The following is a 14039-nucleotide window of genomic DNA, read 5'->3' as shown; positions in this document are numbered from 1 at the left end:
GCGCCGCACGCGCCAGGAGACCCGCATGAGCCACGCCATCCGCTTCCATCAGACCGGCGGTCCCGAAGTCCTGCAATGGGAGGCGGTGGATCTGGCCGCTCCGGCTGCGGGCGAGGCGCGCGTGCGCCACCACGCGGTCGGTCTCAACTACATCGATACCTACCACCGGTCCGGCCTGTATCCGGTCAGCCTGCCTTCGGGTATCGGCCTGGAGGGCGCGGGCGTGGTGGAGGCGGTCGGCGAGGGCGTGACCGATGTCGCGGTGGGCGACCGCGTCGCCTATGCCGGCGGCCCGCTCGGCGCCTACGCCGAAGTGCGCAACATGCCTGCCCAATGCCTGGTGAAACTGCCGGACGCGATCGGCTTCGAGCAGGGTGCGGCGATGATGCTGCAGGGGCTCACCGCGCAATACCTGCTGCGGCGCACCTATCGCGTGCAGGCCGGCGACACCATCCTGATCCACGCCGCAGCGGGCGGCGTCGGCACCATCGTCTGCCAGTGGGCCAAGGCGCTCGGCGCCACGGTGATAGGCACCGTCGGCTCCGACGAGAAGGCGGCGGTCGCACGGGGCCATGGCTGCGACCACCCTATCGTCTACACCCGCGAGAACTTCGCCGAGCGCGTGCGCGAGATCACCGGTGGCGAGGGTGTGCCGGTGGTGTACGACTCCATCGGCAAGGACACCTTCATGGATTCGCTGTCCTGCCTGCGTCCGCTGGGCATGATGGTGCTGTTCGGGGCGGCTTCCGGCCCGGTGCCGCCTTTCGACTGCGGCGTGCTGGCCAGGATGGGATCGCTGTTCCTGACGCGGCCGACGCTCTTCACCTATGCGGCGAAGCGCGCCGATCTGCTGACGATGGCGGCGGACCTCTTCGAGGTGCTCGCCACCGGCAAGGTCAGGATAGAGATCAACCAGCGCTACGCGCTGCGGGACGCCGCCCAGGCGCATCGCGACCTCGAAGCTCGGCGCACGACCGGATCGACCATCCTGCTGCCGTAACGGTCGTATGAGGGGCGCGGGCCTCGGGTAAAATTCGCCCCATGACTGCCGCAGACCACGCTCCTCACGCCCCCCGTTTCGTTCACCTTCGCCTGCACACCGAATACTCGATCACCGACGGCATCGTCCAGATCGACCAGGCGATCGCCCAGGCGGCCGCCGATGGCATGCCGGCGCTGGGCATTTCCGACCTTGCCAACCTCTTCGGCATGGTCAAGTTCTACAAGGGCGCCCGCGGCAAGGGCGTCAAACCCGTCATCGGCGTCGATGCCTGGATCCAGAACGAGGCCGAGCGCGACAAGCCCTACCGCGTGCTGCTGATCTGCAAGAATCGCGCAGGCTACGGCCAGATGTGCGAGTTGCTGACCCGTGCCTACCTCGACAACAAATACCGCGGCCGCGCCGAACTGCGCCGCGAGTGGTTCGAGAACGGCGCCGCCGACCAACTGCTGTGCCTGTCGGGTGCCTTCTTCGGCGATGTCGGCCAGGCCATCGTCAACGGCAACATCGAACTCGCCGAACGGCTGGCCGCCGACTGGTCGCGGCTGTTTCCCGGCGCCTTCTACATCGAGATCCAGCGCGCCGGCCATCCCGGTACCGAGGCTTACATCCGCCAGGCGCTGCAGATCGCCAACCGGCTCGACCTGCCGGTGGTGGCGACCCACCCGGTCCAGTTCCTGAAGCCGGAGGACTTCCAGGCGCACGAGGCGCGCGTCTGCATCGCCCAGGGCTATGTGCTGGCCGACAAGCGCCGGCCGCGCGACTTCACCGAGGAGCAATACCTCAAGAGCCAGGACGAGATGTGCGCGCTGTTCGCCGACATCCCGGAAGCGCTCGAAAACGCGGTGGAAATCGCCCGCCGCTGCTCGGTGTCGGTGCAGCTCGGCAAGAACTTCCTGCCGCTGTTCCCGACGCCGGAGGGCATGACGCTGGACGACTTCCTGGTGCAGGAAGCGAAGAAGGGTCTGGAAGAGCGCCTCGTCCAGCTCTACCCGCATCCGGAAGAGCGCGAGAAGCAGCGCCCGCGCTACGAGGAGCGGCTTAAGTTCGAGACCGACACCATCATCCAGATGGGTTTCCCCGGCTACTTCCTGATTGTGGCGGACTTCATCCAGTGGGGGAAGAACAACGGCGTGCCGGTCGGCCCCGGGCGGGGTTCCGGCGCCGGCTCGTTGGTGGCCTATTCACTCAAGATCACCGACCTCGATCCGCTGGAGTACGCGCTGCTGTTCGAGCGCTTCCTCAACCCGGAGCGGGTGTCGATGCCCGACTTCGACATCGACTTCTGCCAGGACAACCGCTACCGCGTCATCGAATACGTGCGCGAGCGCTACGGCAAGGACGCGGTGAGCCAGATCGCCACCTTCGGCACGCTCGCCTCCAAGGCGGTGGTGCGTGACGTCGGCCGCGTGCTCGACATGCCCTACGGCCTGTGCGACCGCCTGTCCAAGCTGGTCCCGATCGAAGGCGCCAAGCCGGTGTCGCTGGCGCGCGCCTACGAGATGGAGCCGCAGATCGGCGAGATGATGAGGGACGGCAACGACGGCGAGGCAGTGCAGACCCTGTGGGATCTGGCCCAGCCACTCGAAGGCCTGACCCGCGGCGTCGGCATGCACGCCGGCGGCGTGCTGATCGCGCCGGGCAAGCTCACCGACTTCTGCCCGCTCTACATCGCCGACGGCGACGACGCTACACCGGTATCGCAGTTCGACAAGGACGACGTCGAAGCGGTCGGCCTGGTGAAGTTCGACTTCCTCGGCCTGCGAAACCTCACGATTATCGAACTCGCGCTGGACTACGTGGAGCGCCTCACCGGCGAGCGCGTCGACCTGATGAGCCTGGGCTTCCAGGATCCCGCCGCCTACCAGATCCTGAAGGACGCCAACACCACGGCGATCTTCCAGGTGGAATCGGACGGGATGAAGAAGCTCTTGAAGAAGCTCGCGCCCGACCGCTTCGAAGACATCATCGCGGTGCTCGCGCTCTACCGCCCCGGCCCGCTCGGCTCCGGGATGGTGGATGACTTCATCCTGCGGAAGAAAGGCCAGCAGGAGATCGACTACTTCCACCCCGACCTCAAAGCCTGTCTGGAACCGACCTACGGCGTCATCGTGTACCAGGAACAGGTGATGCAGATCAGCCAGATCATCGGTGGCTACACCCTGGGTGGCGCCGATATGCTGCGGCGCGCGATGGGCAAGAAGAAAGCCGACGAGATGGCCAAGCACCGCGCCACCATCGCCGACGGCGCCAGGCAGAAGGGCTACGATCCGGCACTGGCCGAGCAGCTTTTCGACCTGATGACCAAGTTCGCGGAGTACGGCTTCAACAAGTCGCACACCGCGGCCTATGCGGTCGTCACCTACCACACCGCCTGGCTGAAGGCGCACCACTGCGCGGCCTTCATGGCGGCGACGATGTCGTCCGACCTGGACAACACCGACACCGTCAAGATCTTCTTCGAGGACACCCTCGCCAACAAGATCGCCATCCTGCCGCCGGATGTGAACGAATCCGACTACCGCTTCGTGCCGGTGGACCGCAAGACCATCCGCTACGGGCTCGGCGCGGTGAAGGGCTGCGGCGAGCCGGCGGTACGCGCGATCATCGCCGGGCGCCAGGGCAAGCCCTATCGCGATCTGTTCGATTTCTGCGAGCGCGTCGACCGCCGCCTGGTCAATCGCCGCGTGCTCGAAGCGCTGATCCGCGCCGGTGCGATGGATACGCTCGAAGGCCACAAGGGCCGCGACCGCGCCCAGGTGATGGCGACGGTGCCGCTGGCGATGGAGGCAGCCGAGCAGGCTGCCGCCAACGCGATGCAGGGCGGCCTCTTCGACATGGTGCCGGAAGCGGCCGGCGCGGCGCTGGAGTTCGCCAATGTGCGGCCATGGACCGAGCGCGAACGGCTGAAGGAGGAAAAAACCGCGATCGGCTTCTTCCTGTCCGGTCATCCCTTCAACGCCTTCAAGGGCGAGGTGCGGCGCTTCGTGCGGCGTACCCTGGCCCAGCTCGAACCCTCGCGCGATCTGGCGATGATGGCCGGCGTGGTGATGGAGGTGCGGGTCAAGATGGGCAACCGCGGCAAGATGATGTTTGTGCAACTCGACGACGGCACCCAGCCGCGCGAGATCGCGGTGTATTCCGAGGTGCTCGATGCCAACCGCGGCAAGATCGTCACCGACGAAGTCCTGGTGGTCGAAGGCAAGGTCAGCCGCGATGACTTCGCTGGCGAGAACGGCCTGCGCATCATCGCCGACAAGCTGATGACCCTGGGCGAGGCGCGCAGCCGCTTCGCCCGCGGCCTCAACCTGCGGCTCAACGGCGAGGCGAAGAATGCGGTCGCCGCCGCCGACCGCCTGCAGTCCCTGCTCGAGCCCTTCTGCGAGAACGGCGCCAACGGTATGCCCGGCTGCCCGGTGCGGGTGCGCTACATCAACGACGTCGCCGAGGCCGATCTGCCGCTCGGCCAGCGTTGGCGGGTGAAGCTGGAGGAGGCGCTGCTCGACAGCCTGCGCGGCTGGCTGCCGGCGGAGGCGGTGGAGATCGACTACCCCAGCTGAACGTTTGATGCACGTCCACGCTGTGCAGGCAGTTTGACGAAATCTTTACGTTCCCTCCTGCACAGTCCGGTGTTTTCCACCCCAGTCGCGCAAGCGACTGCAATGCGGAGGGCACAGCCGGCATGGAGGGGCATACATCGCGTCGCGTCGGGTTGGGCCGTCTGTTGGCTCTGGTGGCCGTTCTCGCCTGCGCCGGTTTCGGTTTCCTGGCCTGGCAGCACTACTACCCCGTCCGTGACGTCGCGGACTGGCAGCATCGCGTCCTGATCGACCGGCTGCCGGTGGTCAGCGCGCTCGCGGCCGACGGCCAGGGCGGCGTTTTCGCCAGCCTCGAGCTCAAGCACGGCAAGGGCCGCATCCTGCAGATCGGCAGCGACGGCAGTCGGCGTACGGTGAAGGACGGACTCTCCAAGCTGGACGGCATGATCCGCTACCGGGGCGGCATCGCCTACTCTCAGGAAGCGGGGGAGGCGCCGGTGCGCTGGTGGCACGGCGACCGTGACGAGGTGCTGTTCCCGGGGCGCGACGTCGAGGAATTGGCGACCGACGGTCATTTTCTCTACGCGATCGAAGACCGGCCGCAACACGCGCGCCTGTTGCGTTTCGATCCGGACAAGGGCGAAGTGCGCGTGCTGCGCAGGGATCTGGAGGTCGCCGAAGGCGTCGCGGTCTGTCCGGACGGTCGCGTGTTCTATCTCGAGAAGAAGCGCGGCTGGGTCAAGCAGCTGCGAGACGATGGAAACGACAGCATCGTCGCCCAGGGGCTCAACGAGCCCGGCTTCCTGATGTGCGACCGCGCCGGCCTGTGGATCACCGAAGACGCCACGCACCTTGCCCGCCTGCTGCTGGTCGACGCTGCCGGCCGCCTGCAGACCATTCTCAGCCACTTGCGATCGGCCCAGACCATCCTGCCCTTTGGCGAGCATCGCTACCTCCTTGCCGAGCAGGGGCGTGATCGCATCCTCGAAATCACGCGCTGAAGCCGCTTTCAGACCATCGGAATCCCACACATGAGTCAATCGGCCGCGGCAGGCACGCCGCATCGATCCGCTACCGTCATCCCGCCGGGCATCGGCGCCCATCTCGCGTTCACCGGCCTGTCCGCCGTCGCGCTGCTGGTGATGTACTCGCTGCTGCGCGTGGCCATGCTGGTCTACAACCGGGCGCAGATTGGCGACACGCCCGCATCGACCTTCGTCGAGGCCTTCGCCACCGGCCTGCGCTTCGATCTGAGGCTGGTGGTCTATCTCTGCCTGCCGCTATTGTTTGTGCTGTTCAGCCTGCGGGCGATGGCGGCGCGCCGGTTGCAGCGCGCCTGGCTGACGCTGGCGGCAAGCGTCACGCTCTTCCTCGGCCTGATCGAACTCGATTTCTACCGTGAATTCCACCAGCGCTTGAACAGCCTGGTCTTCCAGTACGTGCAGGAAGACCCCGGCACGGTGATGAGCATGCTCTGGTACGGCTTCCCGGTGCTGCGCTACCTGCTTGCCTGGGCGCTGGGCTCCTGGCTGATGGCGAAGGTTTTTGCCGTGATCGACCGTCGCACCCGGCCGGCGGTCCAGATTGCGGCCCAGGCTGCTCACCCCGCCAGTCACTGGCGCTGGCTGACTCTGTTGCTATGCCTGGCGGTGTCGGTGGTGGCGGCGCGCGGTACCTTGCGTCACGGTCCGCCGATGCGCTGGGGCGACGCCTACACGACCGAATCCATGTTCGCCAACCAGCTCGGCCTCAATGGCAGCCTGACCCTGATCGCGGCGGCCAAGGCACGCTACTTCGAATCCGGTGACAAGATCTGGAAGGCGACGTTGCCGCAGCAGGAGGCCACCCGCATCGTGCGCGAGATGCTGCTGTCTCCGGCCGACCGGCTGGTTGATGCCGACGGCGCCGCGTTGCGCCGGGACTACACGCCGCCCGCCCAAGGCACGCTGCGGATCCGCAACGTGGTGGTGATCCTGCTCGAGAGCTTTGGCGGGCATTATGTCGGCGCGCTCGGCAACCCGGACGGCATTACGCCCAACTTCGACCGGCTGGCGCAGGAGGGCCTGCTGTTTACCCGCTTCTTCTCGAACGGCACCCACACCCACCAGGGCATGTTCGCCACCATGGCCTGCTTCCCCAATCTGCCCGGCTTCGAGTACTTGATGCAGATGCCGGAAGGCGGCCATCGTTTCTCCGGCCTGCCGCAGCTGCTGAGCGCGCGCGAGTTCGAGGACATCTACGTCTATAACGGCGACTTCACCTGGGACAATCAGTCGGGCTTCTTCAGCAACCAGGGGATGACGCGCTTTATCGGCCGTGGCGACTACGTTAATCCGGCCTTCTCCGATCCGACCTGGGGCGTGTCCGACCAGGACATGTTCGAGCGCGGCGCCGAGGAACTCGCCAGGGGCTTCGACGGCAAGCCTTTCTACGCGCTGCTGCAGTCGCTTTCCAACCACACCCCGTATGCGTTGCCCAGCCAACTGCCGGTAGAGCGGGTGACGGGCCACGGCGCACTCGACGAACATCTGACCGCGATGCGCTATTCCGATTGGGCGCTTGGCCAGTTCTTCGATAAGGCGCGCCAGTCGGCCTACTTCAAGGACACGCTGTTCGTGGTGGTCGGCGATCACGGCTTCGGTGCCGACGAGCAGCTGACCGAAATGGACCTTCACCGCTTCAACGTGCCGCTGCTGATGATAGGCCCCGGCATCCGCCAGGCTTTCGGCGAGCGCCGCGATACCGTCGGCACCCAGATCGACGTCGTGCCGACCATCATGGGGCGGCTCGGCGGCGAGGTGCGTCACCAGTGCTGGGGGCGCGACCTGCTGACACTGCCGGCCGGCGACGAGGGGCGCGGGGTGATCAAGCCTTCCGGCAGCGACCAGACGGTGGCCATCGTCGAGGGTGGGCACATTCTGGTTCAGCCCAAGGACATGGAGCCGCGCCTTTATGCCTATCAGCTCGGGGCAAAGCCGCGCAGCGAGCGCATCCAGGATGCCGCCAGCGAAGCAGCGATGGGGAGGCGTCTGCAGGCCTTCCTGCAGACGGCGACGCGCAGCCTGCTCGACAACACGGCCGGCGTGGCCAAGGTCCAGCAGTAGGCCGGCAGCTCCGTCAGCAGCTTGGCAGGCAGACGAAGCTGCCGGCCAGACCGTCGCCACCGCTGTCGGCCAGGTCGACGATCACGCGGTCGACGCGGGCAGCCGGCGGGCCGATGTGCGCCCAGCCGATGAAGTCTTCCACCGCTTCAACGCGACCGGACACCAGCGCCTCGACGCTGCCGTCGTGGCGATTGCGCACCCAGCCCGACAGGCCGAGACGCACCGCCTCGGTCTGCGCGCTGGCACGGTAGGAAACGCCCTGCACCCGCCCGTGTATGCGCAGCAGGCGGGCGATGACGACGATGTCGTTGCGGTCAGGCATAGGAAACCTCCGGGCTCTTGCCGCTCAACCACTGCGCGCGCAGCAGCGCGTCGGTGATGTTGGCGGTGACGTTGCCGCTGCCCAGTCGGTCCTGGAAGCCCGAGCGCGATACGAGGGATTCCGGTTGCGCATTGAGGCCGCACAGGATCAGGTGGGCACCACGCTTCTGCAGGTTGCGGTGCAGCGTCTGCAGGATGTCCAGGCCGGTGGTGTCGATGTTGATGACCTTGGCGAGGTCCAGGATCACCACGTCCGGATGTCCATGTTGCATCAATAGCAGGTTTTCCAGCTTGTTGGCGGCGCCGAAGAAGAGGCTGCCGAACATGCTGTAGGCGAGGATGCGCGGCGTGCCGTCTTCGCGCGACAGTGCCTCGACGCCGTAGTGGTCTTCCAGCGGAATGCGCTCGATGCGGGTGAGATCCGACATCCGGTAGATGAAGAAAAGGCTGGCCAGCACCATGCCGAGTTCCACCGCCAGTGTAAGGTCGAACACCACGGTAACGACGAAGGTGCCGAGCAGGATGGCGCGGTACTGCAGCGAATAGCGCGCCAGCTCCGAGGGCGCGAAGGCGTGCCATTCGCCCATGTTGACCGCGACGATCACCACGATGGCCGACAGCGTTGCCAGCGGAATGGCACTCGCCAACGGTGCCAGCGCCAGCACCACCGCCAGCAGCACGACTGAATGGATCACGCCGGCCACCGGGGTGCGGCCGCCGGTGCGGATATTGGTGGCGGTGCGGGCGATCGCGCCGGTGGCGGCGAAGCCGCCGAACAGCGGGGCGGCCACGTTGGCGATACCCTGTGCCATCAACTCCTGGTTGGGGTCGTGGCGGTCGTCGATCTGGCTGTCGGCTACGCGTGCCGACAGCAGCGATTCGATCGCACCCAGCAACGCGATGGTGAGTGCCGGTGCGATCAACTTGCCGAGTGTGCCCAAGGTCAGTTCCGGCAGACCGAAAGCCGGCACCTCCTGCGGGATGCCGCCGAAGCGGCTGCCTATGGTTTCCACCGGCAGATCCAGTAGCGCGTTGACCGCGGTGGCGAGGATCAGCACCGCCAGCGGCCCAGGCAGGCGGCGCATCCAGGGTGTGCGGACGGCCTGGCGGTTCCAGCCCAGCAGCACCGCCAGCGAGGCGATCGCGAGCAGTACGGTCGGTAGGTCCAGCGTTGGCAGCGCAGCCGTCAGCGCCTTCATCTTGCCGAAGAACTCGCCCGGCAGATGTTCGATCCTGAGGCCGAGGAAGTCCTTGATCTGCGAAAGAAAGATGACGACTGCAATGCCGTTGGTAAAGCCGATGACGACCGACAGCGGGATGAAGCGGATCATGTTGCCGAGGCGGAAGGCGCCCATGGCGAACAGCATCACCCCCGACATCATCGTGGCGATCAGCAGGTTCTGCACGCCGTAGTCGGCGACGATGGCGTAGATGATGGGGATGAAGGCGCCGGTGGGGCCGCCGATCTGGACCCGCGAGCCGCCGAGTGCCGCGATCAGGAAGCCGGCGACGATGGCCGTCCAGATGCCGGCGGTGGGCGACAGGCCGGAGGCGATGGCAAAGGCCATCGCCAGCGGCAGCGCGAGAACGCCTACGGTGATGCCGGCCGAGAGGTCGTGGGTGAAGGCTGCACGTTCGTAGCCGCGCAGTGTGTCAAGAAGCTTGGGGCGAAACTGGATGTTCATGGTGTCTCCGCGGTGGTTCTGCTTGTGCCTGGCGCATGCCTGGCCGGGTGTAGTGCGGAGACGCCCGTCCCGGGGCGGTACGCCGTCGAACGATCCAGCGTTTCGATTGCGTCAATGGCATGTTGGGGACGGGTCTTGTAGGTGTCGGTATTCTTGGACTTGCGGGCGGGCTTGTCCACCCGCAGTCCGGTATGTCGTTGGTGAGATGTTGGCCGTCGTGGACTACTTCACGCGCATGCCCGGCTGGGCGCCGCCGTCGGGCGACAGGATGTAGAGCCCGCCGGTCTTGCCGTCGGGGTCGGAGGCGGCGAGCACCATGCCTTCGCTCATGCCGAACTTCATCTTGCGCGGAGCGAGGTTGGCCACCATCACGGTGAGGCGGCCGACCAGGCTGGCCGGGTCGTAGGCCGACTTGATGCCGGCGAAGACCTGACGGGGCTTGGGGTTGCCGGCGTCGTCGGTTTCTCCGATGTCGAGTTGCAGGCGGATCAGCTTGTCGGCACCCTCGACATGCTGGGCGTCGACGATCTTCGCGATGCGCAGGTCGACCTTGGTGAAGTCGTCGATGGAGATGTGCGGCGATGCCGTCTCGGCCGCCTGCGCGGCATGCTGCTGCTTTTCCGCGTGGCGTTGCTGCGAGCTCGCTTCCTTGGCGGTCTTGGCGGTCGCGGCGGGTGCCGCGGCTGCGGCCGGTGCGAGCGAATCGCGGTTGGCTTCGAGCAGCGCATCGACCTGCTTGCGCTCGATGCGAGTCATCAGGTGCTGGTAGGCGGTGATGTCGTGGCCGGCGGGCAGCGGCTTCCAGCCGGCCTGCCAGTCGAGCGGGGCGATCGCGAGGAATGCCTCGACCTTGGCGGCGAGTGCCGGCAGCACCGGCTTGAGGTAGAGCGTGAGATCGCGGAACAGCGTCAGCGCCGTGCTGCAGACGACGTGCAGTTGCGCGTCCTGACCGTCCTGCTTGGCCAGCTCCCACGGTTTGTGGTCGTTCACATACTGGTTGGCGAGATCGGCCAGTCGCATGATCTCGCGCAGCGCGCGGCCGTAGTCGCGCTCCTCGTAAGCCTGGGCGATGGTGGCCGCCTCGTAGGCCGATTCGAATTCCGCCGTGGCCTTGGGGTCGACGCCGCCCAGCTTGCCGCCGAAACGCTTGGCGATGAAGCCGGCGCAGCGGCTGGCGATGTTTACATACTTGCCGACCAGATCGGAATTGACCTTGGCGATCATGTCGTCGAGGTTGAGGTCGACGTCTTCCATGGTGCCGTTGGACTTGCTGGCGAAGTAGTAGCGTAGCCACTCCGGGTTGAGTCCCTGCTCGACGTAGGAGCGCGCGGTGATGAAGGTGCCGCGGCTCTTGGACATCTTGGCGCCGTCGACGGTCAGGAAACCGTTCACACAGAGCTGGCTGGGCGTGCGGTAGCCGGCAAACTTGAGCATCGCCGGCCAGAACAGCGCGTGGAAGTAGAGGATGTCCTTGCCGATGAAGTGCACCAGCTCGGTGCCCTGGGCTTCGGCGCGGATGGTATCGGTGTAGTCCTCGACGGCGATCTGTTCCCCGGCAGCGCTGCGGCGCTCGGCGTAGTTGCGGAAGCTGGCGAAATAGCCGATGGGCGCGTCCAGCCAGACATAGAAGTACTTGCCCGGCGCGCCCGGGATCTCGAAGCCGAAGTAGGGGGCATCGCGCGAGATGTCCCAGTCGGACAGCTTGTTCTCACCGGCTTCGCCCAGCCATTCCTTCATCTTGTTGGCGGCCTCCGCCTGCAGGCGGCGCTCGCCGGTTGTGTTGGTGCCGCGTGTCCATTCGCGCAGGAACTCGACTGCGCGAGCGTCGGATAAGCGGAAGAAGTAGTGCTCGGAGGTCTTCAGCACCGGCTTGGCGCCAGATACCGCGGAGTAGGGGTTCTTGAGCTCGGTGGGGGCATAGGCGGCGCCGCACACCTCGCAATTGTCGCCGTATTGGTCGCCGGCGCCGCACTTGGGGCATTCGCCCTTGATGAAGCGGTCCGGCAGGAACATTTCCTTGACCGGGTCGTAGAACTGTTCGATCGAGCGCGTTTCAATGAAGCCGGCCGACAGCAGCTTGCCGTAGATGTCCTCGGCGTAGGCACGGTTTTCCGCGCTGTGGGTCGAATGGTAGTTGTCGAAACCGACGCCGAAGTCGGTGAAGTCGCGCAGGTGCTCGCCATGCACCCGGTTGATCAGCTGTTCCGGCGTGATGCCTTCCTTCTCGGCGCGCAGCATGATGGGCGTGCCGTGCGTGTCGTCCGCGCAGACGTAGTGCACCGAGTTGCCACGCATGCGCTGGTAGCGCACCCAGATGTCGCCCTGGATGTAACCGACGAGGTGGCCGAGGTGGATGTCGCCGTTGGCGTAGGGCAGGGCGTTGGTGACGAGTATCTTGCGGGGCATGATGGCAGGCAGGTCTGAATCAAAGGCGGGAGTTTAGCAAAGCCCGGCCTCCTTCCCTGCCTCGCCGCCTTATTGCGTGGTGCCGAGGATGATTTCGACACGCCGGTTGCGTGCCCGGGTGGCTTCCTTGGCGTTGTCGGCGATCGGTTCCATCTCGCCCTTGCCGTCGGCCGCCAGGCGTTCGTAGGCGATGCCGCGGCTGCGCAGGTATTCCATCACGGCTTCGGCGCGCTGGATGGAGAGCTGCAGGTTGTACATCTCGCTGCCCTGGCTGTCGGTGTGGCCGACGATCTTGACGGTTACCTGCGGACGCGATCCGAGCGGGGCGACCAGGCTGTCGAGCACCTTGGTCAGGGCCGGCCGCGGTTCGGCGCTGCCGGACGCGAAGCCGTTGCTGACCGGGATGCGCAGGTGGATGCCGCTCGCCGTCGGTTCGCCGAGCTCGGCTCCGGCTGCATCACGCAAGGCGGTGGCGAGCTCCTTGTGCAGGACGGGCCAATCGACCTTGGACGCCGGTGCCGTTGGCCGTGGCGTGGTCGTCGTGGACGAGTAGCTGCCGGTGCCGGTCTGATGCTGTGGGGCGTCGGTGGTGGCGCAGGCTGCCAGCAGCAGGGCGGCGGAGCAGGCGGCGAGCGCCCGGACGCAGATCTGGAATGTGCACATGGTCGGTTGCGGATAAGTTTGGAGTAAGGGGATCGTGCGCGATGCCGGGGCGGTGGCGTGATAACGATGATGCCGCGTATCGCCTCGGCAAGTAACCCCAGCGCGCAAGAGGGTGAGCGCCAGCGGGGGCTCCGGTATGATTTCGTTCGTTCCCGCCCGCGCGGACGGGCGGCCCGATTATCGAGGAATCCGACATGAGCTTGTCTCAAGAAAACGTAACAGAAGCCCTGAAGTCCGTCATCGACCCGAACACCGGCAAGGATCTGGTGAGCACCCGCTGTGTACGCAACCTGAAGGTCAGCGGCGCGGACGTCAGCTTCGAGGTGGAGCTGGGCTATCCGGCCAAGAGCCAGCACGAACCGATCCGAGCGATGCTGCAAGCTGCACTGGCGACGCTGCCCGGCTTGGGCAAGGTCGATATCCAGGTGAGCAGCAAGGTGGTGGCGCACGCCGTCCAGCACGGCGTGAAGCTGCTGCCGGGCGTGCGTAACATCATCGCCGTGGCATCGGGCAAGGGGGGCGTGGGTAAGAGCACCACCGCGGCCAATCTGGCGCTGGCGCTGTCCGCCGAGGGCGCGCGCGTCGGCATCCTGGATGCCGACATCTACGGCCCGTCGCAGCCGCAGATGCTGGGCATAGGCGACCGCCGGCCGGAGTCGCTTGACGGCAAGACGATGGAGCCGCTCGAGGCCTACGGCATTCAGACGATGTCCATCGGTTTCCTGGTCGACGTCGAGACGCCGATGGTGTGGCGTGGCCCGATGGCGACCCAGGCGCTCAACCAGTTGTTGAAGGAAACCCACTGGCAGGATCTGGATTACCTGGTGATAGACATGCCGCCGGGGACCGGCGACATCCAGCTGACGCTGTCGCAGAGCGTGCCGGTGACCGGCGCGGTGATCGTCACCACGCCTCAGGACATCGCGCTGCTCGACGCGCGCAAGGGCATCAAGATGTTCGAGAAGGTGGGCGTGCCCATCCTCGGCGTGGTCGAGAACATGAGTATCCACATCTGTTCCAAGTGCGGCCACGAGGAGCACATCTTCGGCACCGGCGGTGGTCAGAAGCTCTGCGACGATTACGGCATCGGCTTCCTCGGCGCCCTGCCGCTCGACCTGCAGATCCGCCAGGAGGCCGACAACGGTGCGCCCACCGTGGTGGCCGATCCGGACGGCCGCATTGCCGGGATCTACAAGGAGATCGCGCGCAAGGTGGCAGTGCGCATTGCCGAGAAATCCAAGGACATGACGCACAAGTTCCCCAATATCGTGATCCAGAACACCTGATCCGAAATTGCGCCGCGGTTCGCTTTCGCAACCGC

At 66.1% G+C, this 14039-nt stretch carries 9 protein-coding genes; 5 read left to right on the top strand and 4 right to left on the bottom strand.

Annotation, left to right across the window (positions count from 1 at the left end; translation table 11 throughout):
• Nucleotides 1-25 precede the first annotated feature (25 nt).
• The 4 genes from CJ010_RS19815 (at nt 26) to CJ010_RS19800 (ending at nt 7643) form a co-directional block, all read left to right on the top strand.
• The gene (locus tag CJ010_RS19815; RefSeq protein WP_141019647.1) at nt 26-1000 is read left to right on the top strand and encodes a quinone oxidoreductase; all 975 of its coding nucleotides are present in this window, start codon (nt 26-28) and stop codon (nt 998-1000) included.
• A 41-nt stretch (nt 1001-1041) separates the two neighbouring features.
• Nucleotides 1042-4560 (top strand): DNA polymerase III subunit alpha, encoded by a 3519-nt coding sequence (gene dnaE, locus CJ010_RS19810; protein WP_141019646.1) that lies wholly within the window; start codon nt 1042-1044, stop codon nt 4558-4560.
• A gap of 122 nt (nt 4561-4682) precedes the next feature.
• Nucleotides 4683-5540, top strand: coding sequence for a hypothetical protein (locus CJ010_RS19805; protein WP_141019645.1), 858 nt, complete (start codon nt 4683-4685; stop codon nt 5538-5540).
• A gap of 30 nt (nt 5541-5570) precedes the next feature.
• On the top strand, nt 5571-7643 hold the full coding sequence (locus CJ010_RS19800; RefSeq protein WP_141019644.1) for an LTA synthase family protein: 2073 nt from the start codon (nt 5571-5573) through the stop codon (nt 7641-7643).
• A 13-nt stretch (nt 7644-7656) separates the two neighbouring features.
• Here the strand turns inward: CJ010_RS19800 and CJ010_RS19795 are convergent, their stop codons facing one another.
• The 4 genes from CJ010_RS19795 to CJ010_RS19780 all read right to left on the bottom strand — a co-directional run bounded on the left by CJ010_RS19795 (nt 7657) and on the right by CJ010_RS19780 (nt 12718).
• Complete coding sequence (locus tag CJ010_RS19795) at nt 7657-7965, bottom strand: acylphosphatase (protein ID WP_141019643.1); 309 nt, start codon at nt 7963-7965, stop codon at nt 7657-7659.
• Nucleotides 7958-9649 carry a SulP family inorganic anion transporter gene (locus CJ010_RS19790; RefSeq protein WP_141019642.1) on the bottom strand — a complete coding sequence of 564 codons (1692 nt, stop codon included), beginning with the start codon at nt 9647-9649 and terminating at the stop codon, nt 7958-7960. The genes CJ010_RS19795 and CJ010_RS19790 overlap by 8 nt, the downstream gene beginning before the upstream one ends.
• 222 nt (nt 9650-9871) lie before the next feature.
• A complete protein-coding gene (metG, locus tag CJ010_RS19785) occupies nt 9872-12055 on the bottom strand; it encodes a methionine--tRNA ligase (RefSeq protein WP_141019641.1) in 2184 nt (727 codons plus the stop codon).
• A 69-nt stretch (nt 12056-12124) separates the two neighbouring features.
• Complete coding sequence (locus CJ010_RS19780) at nt 12125-12718, bottom strand: OmpA family protein (protein ID WP_141019640.1); 594 nt, start codon at nt 12716-12718, stop codon at nt 12125-12127.
• A gap of 194 nt (nt 12719-12912) precedes the next feature.
• Here CJ010_RS19780 and apbC point away from each other — a divergent pair, with 194 nt between their 5' ends.
• A complete protein-coding gene (apbC, locus tag CJ010_RS19775; RefSeq protein WP_141019639.1) occupies nt 12913-14004 on the top strand; it encodes an iron-sulfur cluster carrier protein ApbC in 1092 nt (363 codons plus the stop codon).
• Nucleotides 14005-14039: the final 35 nt, after the last annotated feature.

The organism is Azoarcus sp. DD4, assembly GCF_006496635.1.
Taxonomy (GTDB): Bacteria; Pseudomonadota; Gammaproteobacteria; order Burkholderiales; family Rhodocyclaceae; genus Azoarcus.
The sequence above is the reverse complement of the archived record's forward strand: the minus strand, read 5'-3'. Positions and strand labels throughout refer to the sequence as shown.

Coding starts and splice junctions, on each gene's coding strand:
- CJ010_RS19805 (WP_141019645.1), top strand. CDS start 4,683: ATGGAGGGGCATACATCGCGTCGCGTCGGGTTGGGCCGTCTGTTGGCT.
- CJ010_RS19780 (WP_141019640.1), bottom strand. CDS start 12,718: ATGTGCACATTCCAGATCTGCGTCCGGGCGCTCGCCGCCTGCTCCGCC.
- dnaE (WP_141019646.1), top strand. CDS start 1,042: ATGACTGCCGCAGACCACGCTCCTCACGCCCCCCGTTTCGTTCACCTT.
- apbC (WP_141019639.1), top strand. CDS start 12,913: ATGAGCTTGTCTCAAGAAAACGTAACAGAAGCCCTGAAGTCCGTCATC.
- CJ010_RS19815 (WP_141019647.1), top strand. CDS start 26: ATGAGCCACGCCATCCGCTTCCATCAGACCGGCGGTCCCGAAGTCCTG.
- CJ010_RS19790 (WP_141019642.1), bottom strand. CDS start 9,649: ATGAACATCCAGTTTCGCCCCAAGCTTCTTGACACACTGCGCGGCTAC.
- metG (WP_141019641.1), bottom strand. CDS start 12,055: ATGCCCCGCAAGATACTCGTCACCAACGCCCTGCCCTACGCCAACGGC.
- CJ010_RS19795 (WP_141019643.1), bottom strand. CDS start 7,965: ATGCCTGACCGCAACGACATCGTCGTCATCGCCCGCCTGCTGCGCATA.
- CJ010_RS19800 (WP_141019644.1), top strand. CDS start 5,571: ATGAGTCAATCGGCCGCGGCAGGCACGCCGCATCGATCCGCTACCGTC.